This is a genomic window from Paracoccus maritimus (genome assembly GCF_025195095.1).
GTDB classification, from domain to species: domain Bacteria; phylum Pseudomonadota; class Alphaproteobacteria; order Rhodobacterales; family Rhodobacteraceae; genus Paracoccus; species Paracoccus maritimus.
The window spans coordinates 1-14,168 of record NZ_JANAVZ010000007.1 but is presented as its reverse complement, the minus strand read 5'-3'; the positions used below and the strand labels follow the sequence as shown (position 1 = coordinate 14,168).

Here is a 14,168-nt window from a genome sequence, read left to right as displayed (position 1 = left end):
CCGCCGATTGTAAGCTTGCCGAAAGCTTGGCGGGATTTCTGGCCCAAAGAGCAGATAGCAGGTGATACCCATGACGACTTTTCCATCAGGCAGCGCCACAGGCGGTCATCATGCATGTTGAGATCCTGAACTGGCGCGAACCCGGTTGGCACGCCGCTGCGGCGATGATCGAGACGCATTTCATGGCCGTTCATGGGGCGCAGATCACGCTGCCCGCCCTGCCTCTGGTGGTGGCACACGGCGCTAAGGGAAACATCCTGGGCGCGGTCGGGCTGCGTGACGCGGCGCAGGGCTTTTTCAGCCAGACTTATCTTGATCATTCCGTCGCCGACGAGTTGACCCGCCTCTCGGGCAGCCCCGTCGCGCCGGACGATGTGATCGAGGTCGTGTCCATGGCTTGCCCGACGCCCGCCGCCACCATGCCGCTGATCGAGGCGATCACCGTCGAAGGGCGTCGCCGGGGCGCGAGCTGGGGCCTGTTCACCGCCACCGCTCCGCTGCTGCGCATGCTGCGCCGCACGGGGGTGCCCATACTCGCCCTTGCGCCGGCACGACCCGACAGGTTGGCCGATGCAGCCAGCTGGGGCCGCTATTACGATACCAACCCCTGGGTCTGCGCCTTGCAGGAACACGCGGAACCATTGCGGTTCCTGCCGCGCAGGGCTTCACGCCAGAAAGAGGTTCATCCCGAATGACACCCGTGTTCGATGCACTTGCCCGCAATGCGGCGGAACGCCCGCAGAACATGGCCTTCGCCGATGGCCAGCGCAGCCTGACCTGGTCGGCGCTGGCCCAGGCCGTAGCGCGCGCCGCCGCCGGTTTCGCAGCCGGTCCCCGCACCGTGGGACTGCGCCTGACCGGACTTGACTATGTCATCGGCGACCTGGCGGCGACGCTGGCTGGCTGCCGCGTGGTGCCCGTGCCGGGCTTCTTTTCGACCGGGCAGATCACGCATTTGCTGCAGGATGCCGGTGCGACCCTGATCGACCATCTGCCGCAGGCCGGAAAGCCCCTGTCGCTGTCCTATGCGGGCGGGGCCCAGCGGGTGATCTATACCTCGGGAACGACGGGGCAGCCCAAGGGGGTCTTGCTGGGCGACCGCCAGCTGACAGCATCCGTGACGGGGCTGTCACGCGTGCTGGCGGCGGGGCCCGAGGACCGCTACTTGTCGGCCTTGCCGCAGGCGCAGCTTCTGGAACAGATCTGCGGTATCTTTCTGCCGATCATGGCGGGTGCGCCGACAGTGATTTGCCCGCCCGACGCATCGGCGCTTTTCACTGGCGACGGACGCGCGCTCGCGCAGATCGCGCATCAGGTCCACCCCACCGTCACCCTCTTGGCTCCGCGCCAGCTGACGATGTGGGTCGCGGCGCTGCGTGCAGGCGCGTCCCGGCCCAACAGCCTGCGTTATGTTGCTGTGGGCGGCGCCCCCATCTCGCCCGAGCTGATCGCCGAGGCGAGGTCACTGGGCCTGCCCGTGTCCGAGGGCTATGGCCTGTCAGAAGCATGCTCGGTCGTGGCCCTGACGCCGCTGGATGCGCCCGAAGGATCGGCAATGGTGCCGCTGGAGGGAACTTCCCTGCGCATCGAGGACGAAGAGATCGTCGTCGACGGCCCTACCGTGATGGCAGGCTACCTGCACCGTTCACCGCATTCGGGGCCTTGGCGCACAGGAGATCTGGGTCGGATCGAGGAAGGTCGCCTGACCGTGCTGGGCCGGCGGGACGCGATGATCCTGCGGGCCTCGGGACGCAACATCTCGCCCGAATGGGTAGAGGCCGAGGCTCTGGCCGATCCTTCGCTGCCTGCAGCGGCGCTGGTTCTGATGCCCGAGGATCGGCTGGTCCTGGTCCTGGCCGCGATCAACGCGCCAAACATGAAAGCACTGGTCGCAAGGCTGGCACGGCTGCCCGCCTATGCCCGTCCCGATGCGCTGGTCATCGCGGATCCGCGCGAGCCGGGTCTGATCCGGCCCTCGGGCACCGCCGACCGGCAGGTCGCCCGCCTGATCGCGGCCCGCCCCGACGTGCAGATCCCGCTGACCATGGAGGTGGCGGCATGACGCGCCGCATCGTCCTGATCACCGGCGCAGGAACGGGCATCGGTCGCTCTCTGGCCGTCGAGGCTGACCGTCACGGATATAGGGTCATCTTGGTAGGCCGTCGGCACGAACCCTTGGCCCGGGTCGCAGAGACGCTGCGCGATGCCCTTGTCGTGACCGCCGACGTGACAACGCAGGAAGGTCGCGCCGCCATTGTCGACGCGGCACGCGATACCGGACTGGACATCCTGATCCATAATGCCGGCACCGTTCCTGCAGGCGCGCTGGAGGGGCTTCGCGATGCCGATATCGCAGCGCTGTTGGCACTGAACGTGGCCGCGCCCCTCGCGCTGACGCGCGACTTGCTGGCCCCGCTGACCTCTAGCAAGGGCCAGGTCGTCATGGTCGGTTCGGTCTTCGGCGAGATCGCTTTCCCCTATTTCGTGGCCTATTCGGCATCGAAGTTCGCGCTGCGTGGGATGGCTGATGCGCTGCGGCGCGAGCTGGCCCCACGCGGCATCGCCGTCACGCACCTGGCCCCGCGCGGCACGCGAACCGATGCGGCGCAGGGGTTCCAGTCGCTTGTCGGACCAATGGCCATGGCGCTGGATTCTCCGGACGCTGTCGCCGCGCGCGCCTGGCGCGCCATCGCCGCGCGCCGTCCCCGACAGCTGCCCGCCACGCGCGAACGCCTGTTCATCGCGCTGCAACGCCTGCGCCCGACGCTGATCGACCGCGCGCTGATCAGGATGGCGCGCGACCCGGCGGTCGTCACCGCCGCGCAACCCGAAATTTCCCAAAGATGAGGACGTTATGACCTACAACATCCTGCGCCACCGAGACCATTCGGCTGGTCTGACCGATCCCGGCCTGCTGGCTACCATTCGCGACGACCTGACCCGCGACGGCTGGACACTGCTGCGCGGCTTCGACCCCGACATGGAGGATTTCTCGTCGCTTGTGACGACTCTGTGCCGGCGGGTGACCTTCGATCCGGCCCGCAACCACTCCACCGCGACCACACAGATGGTCGATGCGGGTATGGGGCCAATCGGCCTGCATATCGAGAACGGCAACACGCCGCGCTGTCCCGACATCGTGACATTCTTCGCGCAGACCGCCGCCTTCGAGGGATCGCAGACGACGATCTGCGACGGTCGCGCCGTCTGGGATCGGTTCGATGACAGGCAAAAGGCCCGCTGGTCGCAGGCCATGACGGTCGAGCGCGTTTTGCCCGAGACGTTGTGGAAACGCTATCTCGTGAACGAACATCCCGACCTGTCAGACCCTTCCCAGGTGACGATGGAACACGTGCTGCAGTTCAAGGCCACCGTGCCGGGTCAGGATTTTAGCCTTCATGAAGACGGTTCGCTGACCTACCGGCTGACGGTCGATCCGGTGCGCGGCTCGGCCCTCGGGGGCGAGGCGCTCGGCTTTGCCAACGCGGTCCTCGGCCCGTCGCATAATTATCAGCCGCCGCGCTACGCCATGGCCGACGGCAGCGACGTGACTCCGGCTGAGGTCGAGGGGATCCGCGCCCTGGCCGAGGAAGTCACGCACGAGATCAACTGGCAGGACGGCGACATCGCTATCCTGGACAACACCCGCGTCATGCATGGCCGCCGCGCTATCGCCGACGCCAACCGCAACCTGTTCATCGGCATGGGAATGATCTGAAATGAGGGCTCAAATGACACGCAAACTTCTGGCCGCGCTGGCCTTGACGCTGACCGCCTTCGGCCCCGCCTTGGCCGCCCCCTCTGCCAGCGTTCCGCGATCAGGCAAGCTGGCATTCGACGTGATTCGCAATGGCCGCGACATCGGCGATTATGTTGTCACCTTCCACGGTGCGGGCAACGACCTGACGGTCGATATCGCCACAGACGTTTCGGTGAAACTTCCAGTGATCGGCGTCAGCGCCTATCGTTTCCGCCAGTCCAGCAAGGAAACCTGGCACGGCGGGCAGCTGGCAGCGCTGACCTCTCAGACCGATGACAACGGCTCGCCCCACAAGATCAGCGTCCGCGCGACCTCGCTGATCCCGGCCAGCCTGTGGGACGCAGACATTCTCGGCGCGACCCAGGTGCTGAACACCATCGACGGCAGCACCGACAGGATCAGTGTCAGGAATCTGGGCACCGAAACCGTCACCACCGGCGCAGGCCCGGTGCGGGCCACGCATTACGCGTTGACGGGCGATCTGAACCGCGAACTGTGGTTCGCAGGCAGCACGCTGGTCCATGTGCGGTTCCTGGCCGAGGACGGCTCACAAATCGACTATGTGTTGCGTTAGGCAGGTACACGCTGGTCTGCGGGCAGCGGATGACCAGTCGGACGACACGTCCCAGACCTTGATCCAGTCAGTCATCCGCGCGCACGGCCTCGAAGGTGGCCGGGTCCAAAAGGGACTTAGACCCATGTGCCGACTCCATCATGGCCATGGCATCCGCATGACCTTGCAAGCCTTAAGGCGACTTGTGGACTTGGGCCACCCTCTCCGCCATCAGTGCATAACGGGATAAATCCGTCAGCGCCGTGCTGCTCTGACCTGCTTTACTTCAGGTATGATTGGGTCCGTGGTCACGGCCGCGGCCCTTATGCCCGCCGCGGTCGTCGCCGCGGCCGTCATCCGCGCCACGACCCTTTCCGCCCTTGCGACCGCCTTGATCGCCACCGGGACCGTCATCGGCACCTCGACCCCGCCCACCACGTCGGCCGCCCTTGTCGTCGCCCACATCGTGACCCACGCCGTCGTCGGCGCCGCGGCCGCGGCGAACCTTGATGACTTGAGCATCCCCACCTGCGGATAGGTCGAACCCGCTGTGGGAAACATACGGCGCGGCCTGCGCGGAAGCGTTGGACAGTGCAAGGATGGCTGCAACTGCGGCAGAGATACCGGCGTTCAGTGTCTTGGTCATGCTTTGATCCTCCGTTTGCGAAGGCACAGTCGCCTAAGCTGATCCCATCTGGCACATCGAAATCGTTGCAGGCGACAGGGTCCCGACCCCTGCCGCAACCGCACGGACCCATGGGCACCAACTACCCGACCATCTGCTGCAACCGTTTCAGACCTTGGTCCGATGAGGCTTGATTTCGCACCTGCGCAGTCGCCTGATGGCGCAGAAGCGCCTGAGGACGACGGATGTGACAACAACAGATCAGCATTTCGCACCGGCGCATCCGGAGGGAAGGCTAGCCGCTGCGACCCGCTGGCTGGCGGCACGGCCGCTGCACCATCGTTTCGCCATCGCGGGCAGCCTTGTCACGCTTGTCGGCATGGTCGTGATCGGCAATCTGGTCAGCAGCAGTATCGAAACTGGCGTGGTCCGCAATTCGGCAATTTCAAGCGCCGTTTACATGGAGAGCTTCATCGCGCCGATGTCGCAGGAACTTGCCGGCGCAGAGCGACTTTCAGCCGAGACGGTCACCCGAATGGACACACTGCTGCAGCAGCCGCCGCTTGCGGATCGGGTGATCTCGGTGAAAATCTGGCGGCCCGGCGGACTTCTGGCCTTCAGCAGCGATGCGGACCTGATCGGCCAGACCTTCCCGCCAAGCGATGACCTTATGGCGGCGTGGCAGGGCGGGCTGATCGCGTCGTTTGACGATCTCGAGGATCCCGAGAGCGAGCGCGAGCAGCAGGCCGGTGTCGCGCTGCTGGAGGTCTATAACCCCATTCACTCGATCATCACCGGCGAAATCATCGCCGTTGCCGAGTTCTACCTGGATGCGACCGAACTAGAGGCAGACCTGCGCGCGGCGCATCTCCGTGCGTGGGCGGTGGTGGCGCTGGTCACAGGGATGACCTTCCTGGCACTTTTCGGCATCGTTCGCGCCGGAAGCCGCACCATAGAGGATCAGACCCGCCGGCTTACCTTGCAACTTGCGGAACTCGCCCGCATCTCAGCCCAGAACGAGGCACTGCGGACCCGGGTGCAGGTCGCCTCGCAGGGTGTCAGCGAAACGAACGAGCGGTATATGCGCCGGGTCAGCGCCGAACTGCACGACGGTCCGGCACAGGCACTGGCACTTGCCTCTCTTCGCCTGGATGCCCTGATGCGCCGCGCCGGTGTGGCGTCCGACGATCCCGAAGCGCAGATGTTGCGCGGCTGCCTTGACGAGGCGCTGCGCGACGTGCGCGATCTTTGCAGTGGGCTCGCTTTGCCAGAATTGAACGGCTGCTCGGTGGCGGACGCGCTTGACGTTGCCATCCGCGCTCACGAACGACGTTCCGGCGCAAAGGTGGAACGCCGGTTCAGCGGAATGGATCTGCTGGCAAGGCCCGTGCCGCATCCCTTCCTGATCTGCATCTACCGCTTTGTGCAGGAAGGGCTCATGAATGCCTTTCGGCATGCGCCGGGCGCGAGGGTCCGTGTCGGTGCCGGACAGGGCACCAGCGGAATTGTCATCGCCGTAGAGGACGACGGTCCTGGGTTCGATCCGGCCGCGCGGACCGTTTCCGGTCTTGGGCTTCCGGGCCTGCGCGAACGGATTGAAAGCATCGGCGGCAGCTTTGAGGTTGAAAGCCGCCCCCGAGCCGGAACCCGGCTCAGCATGACCCTGCCGGTGGAGTCCTGGCGATGACCTCGAAGGTCAATATTGTCGTCGCCGATGATCATCCGCTGTTTCGCGGGGGTGTCGTCCTGACGCTGCAGGAGCACGGCAACTTTGCCGTCGTGGCGCAGGCCACCACCGCCGATGAGGCAATCGCGCAAGTCGAGGCGCATATGCCTGATGTCGTCCTACTGGATATTTCCATGCCTGGGTCCGGAATAGCTGCGGCAGGCGAGATCACGCGCCGTTTCCCGGCGGTCGCCATCGTCATGCTGACAGCATCGGAATCGGATGAGGACCTGCTTGCGGCCTTGAAAGCGGGCGCGCGCGGCTATGCATTGAAAGGTGTCGGCGCAGATGAATTGACCGGAATTCTGCAATCAGTGGCCGAAGGTGCCTCCTATGTCCCGCCCGCCTTGGCCGGGCGGGTGCTGGCCGCGCTGCAGGCGAGGAATCGCGACCCGATGCCGCCGGAGGCAGAGGACCTGACCGAACGCGAAGCGGCAATTCTGCGGCATGTGGCAATGGGTCAGAGCAACAAGGAAATCGCCCGTGCGCTTGATCTTCAGGAGAAGACCATCAAGCACTACATGACCAACATTCTGCAGAAGCTTCAGGTCAGGAACCGCGTCGAGGCCGCGCTGAAAGCCCGCGATCTGGGCCTGTCATGATGGCCGGCACCAGGTGTGGCATCGGCGGGGACTCTCTCGTGCCAGTGCCGGACAGAACCTCCTTGCCTCTCCCAGCTCACAAAAAGGCCCGAGCAAGGGCAACAGCCTAGCCGATGGGGAATAGCAGCCTGCCCTCACCCCATGGACCAAACATCCCCGAGATAACGTCTCGAACATCTACATGATGAGGTCGCAAGGCAGGCGGCGATCGGGCGCGCTTGCAAGTTCGAAGGTCCTGTGCCTTCTCCATATGGGATGTCGCGGAGATAGAAACCTCCGGCAGGGGGCAGACCGTTCCGGCACCATCCAAGGAGAATTCGGAATGGCCCCACCTATCGGTCCGAAGCGATATTGGACCCGTAGAGGCCTGGCAGCATGGTTGGTCGAGACGCTGGACGGATCGGTACCAACTCTTGTGGGACTCGATCACGGCTTCTCATTCCCGATGCGCTATTTCGAACGCTATCATCTGGCGCCGGACTGGTCAGCCTTTCTCGAGGATTTCTGCGCACATTGGCCGACCTATGCACCAAACACCTATGTCGATTTTGTGCGCGACGGGCTGGCGGGCGACGGTGCCGCGCGAACCGGAGAGCGCCATTGGCGCCGCCTGACCGAAGAGGCGGCAGGTGCGGCCAAATCGGTCTTTCATTTCGACGTCCAGGGATCCGTGGCAAAATCAACCCATGCCGGCATTCCCTGGCTGCGCCATCTTCGGAACGAACGGTCGCATCTGCATTTCTGGCCCTTCAACGGTTGGAACCCGAAACCCGGCACCACGGTGATCGCCGAGGTCTATCCACGACTGTGGTCGGGCCTCTACGACGTAGGCACCCGGTCCCCCGATCAGCACGATGCCTTTGCAGTCGCGACATGGATGCGCGATGCGTCCCGCAGCGGGATGATTGATCAGTCCTTTGAGGCGCCCTCACCCGAACCAATCGCAGCAACAGCACGGGTCGAGGGCTGGATTCTTGGAACATCCTGGCCGCCGACAGCACGACAGCACAGCACCGCCCGGACAAGACGTCGCCCCTCAGCCGGCACAACCCAAATTGGCTTCGTCAATCGCAATGGACAGAAAGTCATCGCACGCACCGACCTGCCCGGCACCGATCACAACCAAGTCGTCTATGTCCTATCCTGCCTATCCTGCGGCAACCGCTATGGCGCGAACGGATCCGACATTTTCCATCGCCGCTGCCCGCACTGCGGAGCTGGCCGGCCAGGCCTTCCCCTCGAGTGATGACTACATAGGCCCGACACCGACATCAGACGCTGTCATCCGTTGCACAAGCTTTGATGAACTTAAGCAGATTGTCCGCCGTCCAACATATAGTTCTTCACGGGCGCCTTCAGGAACTCCCCAGGGATGCTGATATGGAGATAGCCAGGTTCCTTGACCAGTAACACTGGACGCGAGTTTTGGCATATTTCAGAGCGTTCTGTTATCTGGCACATTCATTTTGAACCGAAACCAGCGTCTTGTCTTTTGGGAGGAACAACGCCGCCGGCACTCCCAGCGGCCTCGAACAGCCGCAGCGAACCCACATAGTCGGCTTGGCCTGACACGCTGGCACCAGCCTGCTATTGATGCGGCCGAACGGGCTTGGTGGGATCGGACCTAACAGGGCGTCTGCTGGTTCGCCCTCGAAGCTCAGTCCCCTCCCTGCCCGGATCATCTGATACAATCTCGTCCATTTCGCCTCAGAGGCCTGGAAAGACAGCAGTTGTGCCGTGGCAAATTGCCATATTTTCCTCGACACAGCCCGATCCACGCGCAAGATTGAGACCTTGATCAAGCCCATTTGTGTTCGCGAGTGGATGGTTCTTTTATGTGCTTTCAGGGGAGGCGCCGTTGAAATCCCTGTCGAACGCAGCCTCGGAAGTGCGCGACGGGACGAACATAAACGTTCTGCCCAACCAGGCGCGTGACGGTATTGCGACGTTGTCAGCGATAACGATCAATACGGTCAGACGAATTTCGTATTTGGGTGAGGAAGACTGGCGGCCCGACGAAAGCGATGCAATGGACCCAAGGCAAACCCGGCAGCAACTCTGAAAGGATCGATTTCCGATGAGACTATTCTTCGCTCCGCTCGCTATCTTGCTCGCCACCACCAGCCCCGTTGCGGCGCAGGTAACGCTGGAGGAGGCAGACGAGGTAATGAACAGCCGCAACACTGAGTTGCAGGCCTTTCAGGACCGGCTGAACGATCCTGATCCCGAGAAGGCACTGTCAGTTCTCAAGCTGCTGATCGTCAAGGGCGATGCGGATCAGCGCCGCATGGCGATCCGGCACGGACTGCAAAGCACTGACAGTGCGCTTCGGGCAACGACCGTTCGTGCCATTCTGGATTCGGGGCCGACCCTCGTGTTGAAGTTCGACCCAGTGGCGGATGAACCTGACGGCTACTACGCAAGGGCGATTTCACAGGCCAACGGCATCCTGGCGGAAGACGACTCGTCGGAAGTGGTGCGGAACATTTCAGGCTATGACGAAGAGCAAGAATGCTGGTTCTACAAGAGCGGAGCCTACACACCCTGCCTTGCCATGATGCGTGGCGAGGTCGTCAGTATTTCATTCGGCGACAGCTGGGGAAACTATACGCTGAACGAAAAGGGCGAGTTGGAGGGCCAGCAATCCATCAACGGCAACCTCGCCAAGGCGGCGATTGAACTTTATGAGTGATGACGAAGGACGATCAGAAGTGAATAATCCTATCTATGCGCTTGCTCTGGCCGCACTCCTGATGGCCACCACGGCGACAGCGCAGGTCAGCCTCGATGAACTCGACCAGGCGATGGAGGGCAAAGAGGATCTGCAAGAGGAAGTTCGGCTGCGGCTGAATGACGAGAACCCCGACCGCGCCATGGCCGCCATGCGGCTGCTGATCGAAAAGGGTGATGACCGGCAGCGCAAACTTGCCGTATCGCATGGGCTTTCAAGCACCAATCACGACGTGCAGCTTGCGGCCGTCGAGGCGATCTTCAACTCTGATCCCATCCTGGTCACGCGGTGGTATTCCGAGGATGGGCCTAAATCGAACAACTGGAGAAACGCCGTTGGCAATTTGGGCGGTGCAATCGAGGTCGACGGCACCGCCCGGCTGCCCATCCGGATCGCGCGCTATTCGGATGAGGATCGCTGCTGGGTCGAGAGCAAGAACAACCGATGCGCTTTCCGGATCAATTCCGGCGAGATTACCTTCAACACGGATGGCGGATGGACATCCCTAACGCTTGACGCCGAGGGAAAGCTTGTCGGTGAACGCTTCATCGCCCGCGTTCCGACCCGGGTGGTCGTTGATCTGGGCGCCTAGTCGATAACGATCCGGTCGATGCGGATCGGCGATCCGCCGCCCCATGATGACGTGATGCGGATCTCGACGTGCCGGGCAAAACGCTCGCCCACCCTGTTCTCATAGCTGCCGTCCGGCGACATATCACGGCGCGGCATCGGGTTGGGGCGCCCCCTCCCATCGTCCGAAGTGTCGGTGACGATTTCGATGTTCTGGGGCACGGCGGTGCCGTCAGCCGGTTCAGACAGGATGCTGATCTGCCTCAGCCGGTCGGTTTCGGTAAGGGCAAGCCGGATCACGACAGGCTCTTGTGCCGACAGGGGGGCGATATAGGGGCCCCCTCCGTGAGCAAGGGCCGTGGGATCGGCTGCGCCATCGACCGGATGGGTGGACCAGCCGGTCACCTCATAGGGATCGCCCACCGCTGGCGCCGCTGGTGCTTGGCAGGACGCCGACGAAACGTCCGCTGCGCAGCCAGGTTTCAAAGAGGCTACCTCGCCCATGAAGCGTGCAAGCAAGTTGACAATCTCATCCATGCGCAAGGCCCAGGCTGCGTCGGCACTTTCGGCCTCAAGCACCATGCCGACAGGTATCCCCGCCATGAACACCGTCGCTCCGCTGGTCCCTCCGAAAAGATCGGCCTGCTCGCCCTCGGCGGGGACCAGCCGGATGCGCGTAAAATCCTTGCTGTGCAGTTGCACCCGGCGGCCCTCGACCGACTGCTGCCGCGCCCTTTCGATGATCCCGATCTGGCCGACCTCCAGTTCGCCAGTCAGGCTCCGGGGCAATGTCGACCATTCGGGCCCGCAATCCTCGGTCACGGCACCACGCACCAGCCCCAGCGAGATGTCCGCTTGGCCGGGCACACGATAGACGATATCGGCCGATCCGATGGTCCCGGACTGATAGCTATCAACGGGGATGTCATCACTGAACCTGCCATGGACATGGCTTGGCATGATGACAAAGCAATTGCCGCGATGGCTGTAAAGGAAACCAGAGCCTGCGCCGTTCTCTACGCCGACGACTCTTGCCTCAGACGAAGCTGCGCACGCTAGCCAAATCACGCCTGCGACAGTAATGTTCTTGAAGTTCATCGTTAAGCCCCGGAACCTTTCAAATGCGAATCTCCGCCGTTCTGTGTCTGACGCTGCTGCCAACCACGCTCTTCGCGCAAGAGATCAAGCTGGCCGAGACGGAATTCCGTGAATTCGTGACCGAGAACGCGCGCGTGTCGGGCGACATCGTGATGGGCGTGATGTTGTCCGACGACTCATCCTCGCCGGCGCTTCCGTATCTGTCCACAGCCAATCACTGGATCACCAGCGATGCCGAAACGCAGGTGTGCGTCAGGATCGTGACCAAGGACGGCCGCTACGAGGCCGAGAACACCTATGTGGTGCCTCAGCGGTATCAGCAATCGAGCGCAGAGTTTCCTTACGATGGAACTCGGTCAGATATCCTGACCCGCGAGCCGGCGGCGGCGCTGGTCAAGATCGGCTCGTGTGGCAGCCGTGACGCAGTCGCGGTTCCCGTGCTGCCGCAAACCGAAACCGCGCCAGAGTTGGATTTGCTGCATGTATTCATCAACGCTGCCGGCAACGCCGTCGATGTCGCTTGGGGGCGCGGACGTGATCAGACCGTCGATTGCGTCGACGTGACCGAACTTGACGGGCTGAAATACACGTCGCGCTGCGATGTGCCGCTGAGCGCCCTGCAAGGCGCCGGGCCGACCAGCCTCACCTTCTTTGTCGCCCGAGGCAACACGGAGGAAAACTTCCGGCTGTCGGTCCTGCCCCCCTATGCCGGGAAATAAGCAAAAACGATCAGGGGCCACTTGGCATGGCAAGGCTATCGCGCTTGCAGCGATTGTTCTCGCCGCAATCCTGTCGGATCTGCTGTATGACCGCCTGGGCCAGCGGAGCGCGGTCGTCGAGGCCAGCGCCGGATCTTTGCGGCTGGATCTGACGCGGGAACTGAACGGAAAGTTCTTCGAGAACGCCATTGTCTGCCGCCGGCAAGAAGATGACGCACCGATCCAGCACGATGCGCTATACGGATGCAGCGGACGGACCCACATGCTGACACCACCCCGCAACACGGACGAACAGGTGGGCCGAGAGAATGTGAACCTTACCCTGCCGGCAGGGACAAGCATCCTGCTGTCCGCGCGACCGGGCCTGGTCAGGCTGTCGGTCATCAGTGTTCCGGATGCTTATGCGGACTCGGATGCCGCGCGGCTGGTTGGCGGTGCGATCATCCTGGATGAAAGTGCCATTCCCGCATTTGGCACGCTGACGATGACAGGCCGCGCCGTCATCGGCGCCGGCCAAAGCCAGACTGATCTTCTGGCCGTGACCCAGGGCGGCTATCAGTTCTCGGGCTGGACCCCGACCGCGCTTCTGGATGGGCAGTGGCGCATGCTGCGCAACGGTGCGCTTTTATCGGGTTCCACGGTCTATTTTCCTGGCCGGGACAGTGACGCTGAAGGGCCGTTCGGCCAGCCTGTCGCCCAGACCCGACTGACAGTTTCCGTCCCCGATCCGGCGACCTCGCTGCTTCAGGTCACGGCGATCTCAGCCGAAGGTCCAATGGCGCTGAAGATCTTCTATTTCTCGACAGAACCGCTGACCGTGCGGCCATCGATTACCGATGTCCTGCTGGCCGATCCCATCCTGACTTTCCTTGCCACACTGATCCTGGGATTGATCGCGATCTACGAATTCCTGCGATCGCGCGACTAAGGTAAGCGCGGAGCGGTCCAGACGGGTTTCCGCGAGGTATTGCCATCTTTACGTCGATCACGAGGTTGGATGTCCACCGGTCCCTCCGTAGACTGATCGATCAAGCCAACCCTTTTCATCATAGGGTAAATCAGCATCAATTTCGCGCCACCAATAACAGTGCGTCGCGTCCCAGCGATATCCCCGGCTTTTGAGTAGATCTTTGGCATTGAAGAGAGCCCGACTGCCGCAACGCAAAGGTTCGGACTATCGGCACCTTCGAGAAGATGGGACATCATCGGGCGTCCGTCTTCAGCCGTGCTGCCTAGAAGGGTTACCAGCGCGTGTTCAGTGGCTCCTGACGCTTACTTGTGTTCCCGGTCACAGACGATTCTGAACAGGCCAGGCCCAGTAACTAAGATTGCTACTGCAGGGGTTCTATGCGGCAGATCTGCCGACTCAGGCTTTGAACGATCGCATCCTGTGTGTCCTCGATATCCGCGATGACAGGACACTCCGATGGCGACGGGGGCTCAGCACCAAACATGTTCTACTCGAGGACCGAAGGCACGGCCCAGTCACTTGGCAACCCAAACAAAGGTTCGATTTCTATTCCATCTGCCGAACGCCACTTATGTCGAAGTGTTCAGCGTCAAGTAGAGGAAAGCACAATTTTTACAGTGGCTTGTTGCCCTGATCACCAACACGGCGCAGTCATCAGGTCTGGAGAATATCAGCCCTGAGAGACTACTTCCGGGTTAGCATCCGGCGTAGGCCGCGGTCATACGACTTGGCGGTGCTCCGCAGCTTTCCAGTTCCATGGCAGTAGAGCGTGCACCTGGGAAGCGGTCGTTTCAGGTAGTCGTGCGAGGACGTC

15 protein-coding genes are annotated in these 14,168 nt (G+C 62.6%); 13 read left to right on the top strand and 2 right to left on the bottom strand.

All coding sequences use genetic code 11. From position 1 onward, the window contains the following. The first annotated feature begins 110 nt into the window (after positions 1 to 110). Genes MU516_RS12790 through MU516_RS12770 form a run of 5 tightly spaced genes read left to right on the top strand, consistent with a single transcriptional unit; the run spans position 111 to position 4,334 of the window. Positions 111 to 695: a thermostable hemolysin gene (locus tag MU516_RS12790; protein ID WP_260277612.1), complete on the top strand. Its 585-nt coding sequence runs from the start codon at positions 111 to 113 to the stop codon at positions 693 to 695. Next, the gene (locus MU516_RS12785; RefSeq protein WP_260277611.1) at positions 692 to 2,062 is read left to right on the top strand and encodes an AMP-binding protein; all 1,371 of its coding nucleotides are present in this window, start codon (positions 692 to 694) and stop codon (positions 2,060 to 2,062) included. Before MU516_RS12790 ends, MU516_RS12785 begins: the two co-directional genes overlap by 4 nt. Continuing rightward, positions 2,059 to 2,847 carry an SDR family NAD(P)-dependent oxidoreductase gene (locus tag MU516_RS12780; RefSeq protein ID WP_260277610.1) on the top strand — a complete coding sequence of 263 codons (789 nt, stop codon included), beginning with the start codon at positions 2,059 to 2,061 and terminating at the stop codon, positions 2,845 to 2,847. The genes MU516_RS12785 and MU516_RS12780 overlap by 4 nt, the downstream gene beginning before the upstream one ends. 7 nt (positions 2,848 to 2,854) lie before the next feature. Further along, complete coding sequence (locus tag MU516_RS12775) at positions 2,855 to 3,718, top strand: TauD/TfdA family dioxygenase (RefSeq protein ID WP_260277608.1); 864 nt, start codon at positions 2,855 to 2,857, stop codon at positions 3,716 to 3,718. Positions 3,719 to 3,731: 13 nt separating this feature from the next. Then, positions 3,732 to 4,334, top strand: a complete 603-nt coding sequence (locus tag MU516_RS12770) for a DUF6134 family protein (protein WP_260277607.1) — start codon at positions 3,732 to 3,734, stop codon at positions 4,332 to 4,334. 265 nt (positions 4,335 to 4,599) lie between these two features. Here the strand turns inward: MU516_RS12770 and MU516_RS12765 are convergent, their stop codons facing one another. Beyond that, positions 4,600 to 4,959: a hypothetical protein gene (locus MU516_RS12765; protein ID WP_260277606.1), complete on the bottom strand. Its 360-nt coding sequence runs from the start codon at positions 4,957 to 4,959 to the stop codon at positions 4,600 to 4,602. A gap of 226 nt (positions 4,960 to 5,185) precedes the next feature. Here MU516_RS12765 and MU516_RS12760 point away from each other — a divergent pair, with 226 nt between their 5' ends. From MU516_RS12760 to MU516_RS12735, 6 genes are all read left to right on the top strand, one after another. Further along, the gene (locus MU516_RS12760; RefSeq protein WP_260277605.1) at positions 5,186 to 6,625 is read left to right on the top strand and encodes a sensor histidine kinase; all 1,440 of its coding nucleotides are present in this window, start codon (positions 5,186 to 5,188) and stop codon (positions 6,623 to 6,625) included. Beyond that, positions 6,622 to 7,266, top strand: coding sequence for a response regulator (locus MU516_RS12755; protein ID WP_260277604.1), 645 nt, complete (start codon positions 6,622 to 6,624; stop codon positions 7,264 to 7,266). Before MU516_RS12760 ends, MU516_RS12755 begins: the two co-directional genes overlap by 4 nt. Before the next feature lie 322 nt (positions 7,267 to 7,588). Continuing rightward, positions 7,589 to 8,512, top strand: a complete 924-nt coding sequence (locus MU516_RS12750) for a hypothetical protein (protein WP_260277603.1) — start codon at positions 7,589 to 7,591, stop codon at positions 8,510 to 8,512. Between the two features lie 612 nt (positions 8,513 to 9,124). Next, on the top strand, positions 9,125 to 9,328 hold the full coding sequence (locus MU516_RS12745) for a hypothetical protein (protein WP_260277602.1): 204 nt from the start codon (positions 9,125 to 9,127) through the stop codon (positions 9,326 to 9,328). A gap of 15 nt (positions 9,329 to 9,343) precedes the next feature. Continuing rightward, entirely contained in the window at positions 9,344 to 9,958 is a 615-nt protein-coding gene (locus MU516_RS12740; RefSeq protein WP_260277601.1) for a hypothetical protein, read from the top strand. A gap of 19 nt (positions 9,959 to 9,977) precedes the next feature. After that, complete coding sequence (locus MU516_RS12735) at positions 9,978 to 10,589, top strand: hypothetical protein (protein WP_260277600.1); 612 nt, start codon at positions 9,978 to 9,980, stop codon at positions 10,587 to 10,589. Here the strand turns inward: MU516_RS12735 and MU516_RS12730 are convergent. Then, positions 10,586 to 11,527, bottom strand: coding sequence for a hypothetical protein (locus MU516_RS12730; protein ID WP_260277599.1), 942 nt, complete (start codon positions 11,525 to 11,527; stop codon positions 10,586 to 10,588). The two genes, MU516_RS12735 and MU516_RS12730, sit on opposite strands and share 4 nt — an antisense overlap. A 161-nt stretch (positions 11,528 to 11,688) precedes the next feature. Here MU516_RS12730 and MU516_RS12725 point away from each other — a divergent pair, with 161 nt between their 5' ends. Together MU516_RS12725 and MU516_RS12720 are read left to right on the top strand one after the other, a co-directional pair. Further along, entirely contained in the window at positions 11,689 to 12,384 is a 696-nt protein-coding gene (locus MU516_RS12725; protein ID WP_260277598.1) for a hypothetical protein, read from the top strand. Next, positions 12,371 to 13,312 (top strand): hypothetical protein, encoded by a 942-nt coding sequence (locus MU516_RS12720; RefSeq protein ID WP_260277597.1) that lies wholly within the window; start codon positions 12,371 to 12,373, stop codon positions 13,310 to 13,312. The genes MU516_RS12725 and MU516_RS12720 overlap by 14 nt, the downstream gene beginning before the upstream one ends. Positions 13,313 to 14,168: the final 856 nt, after the last annotated feature.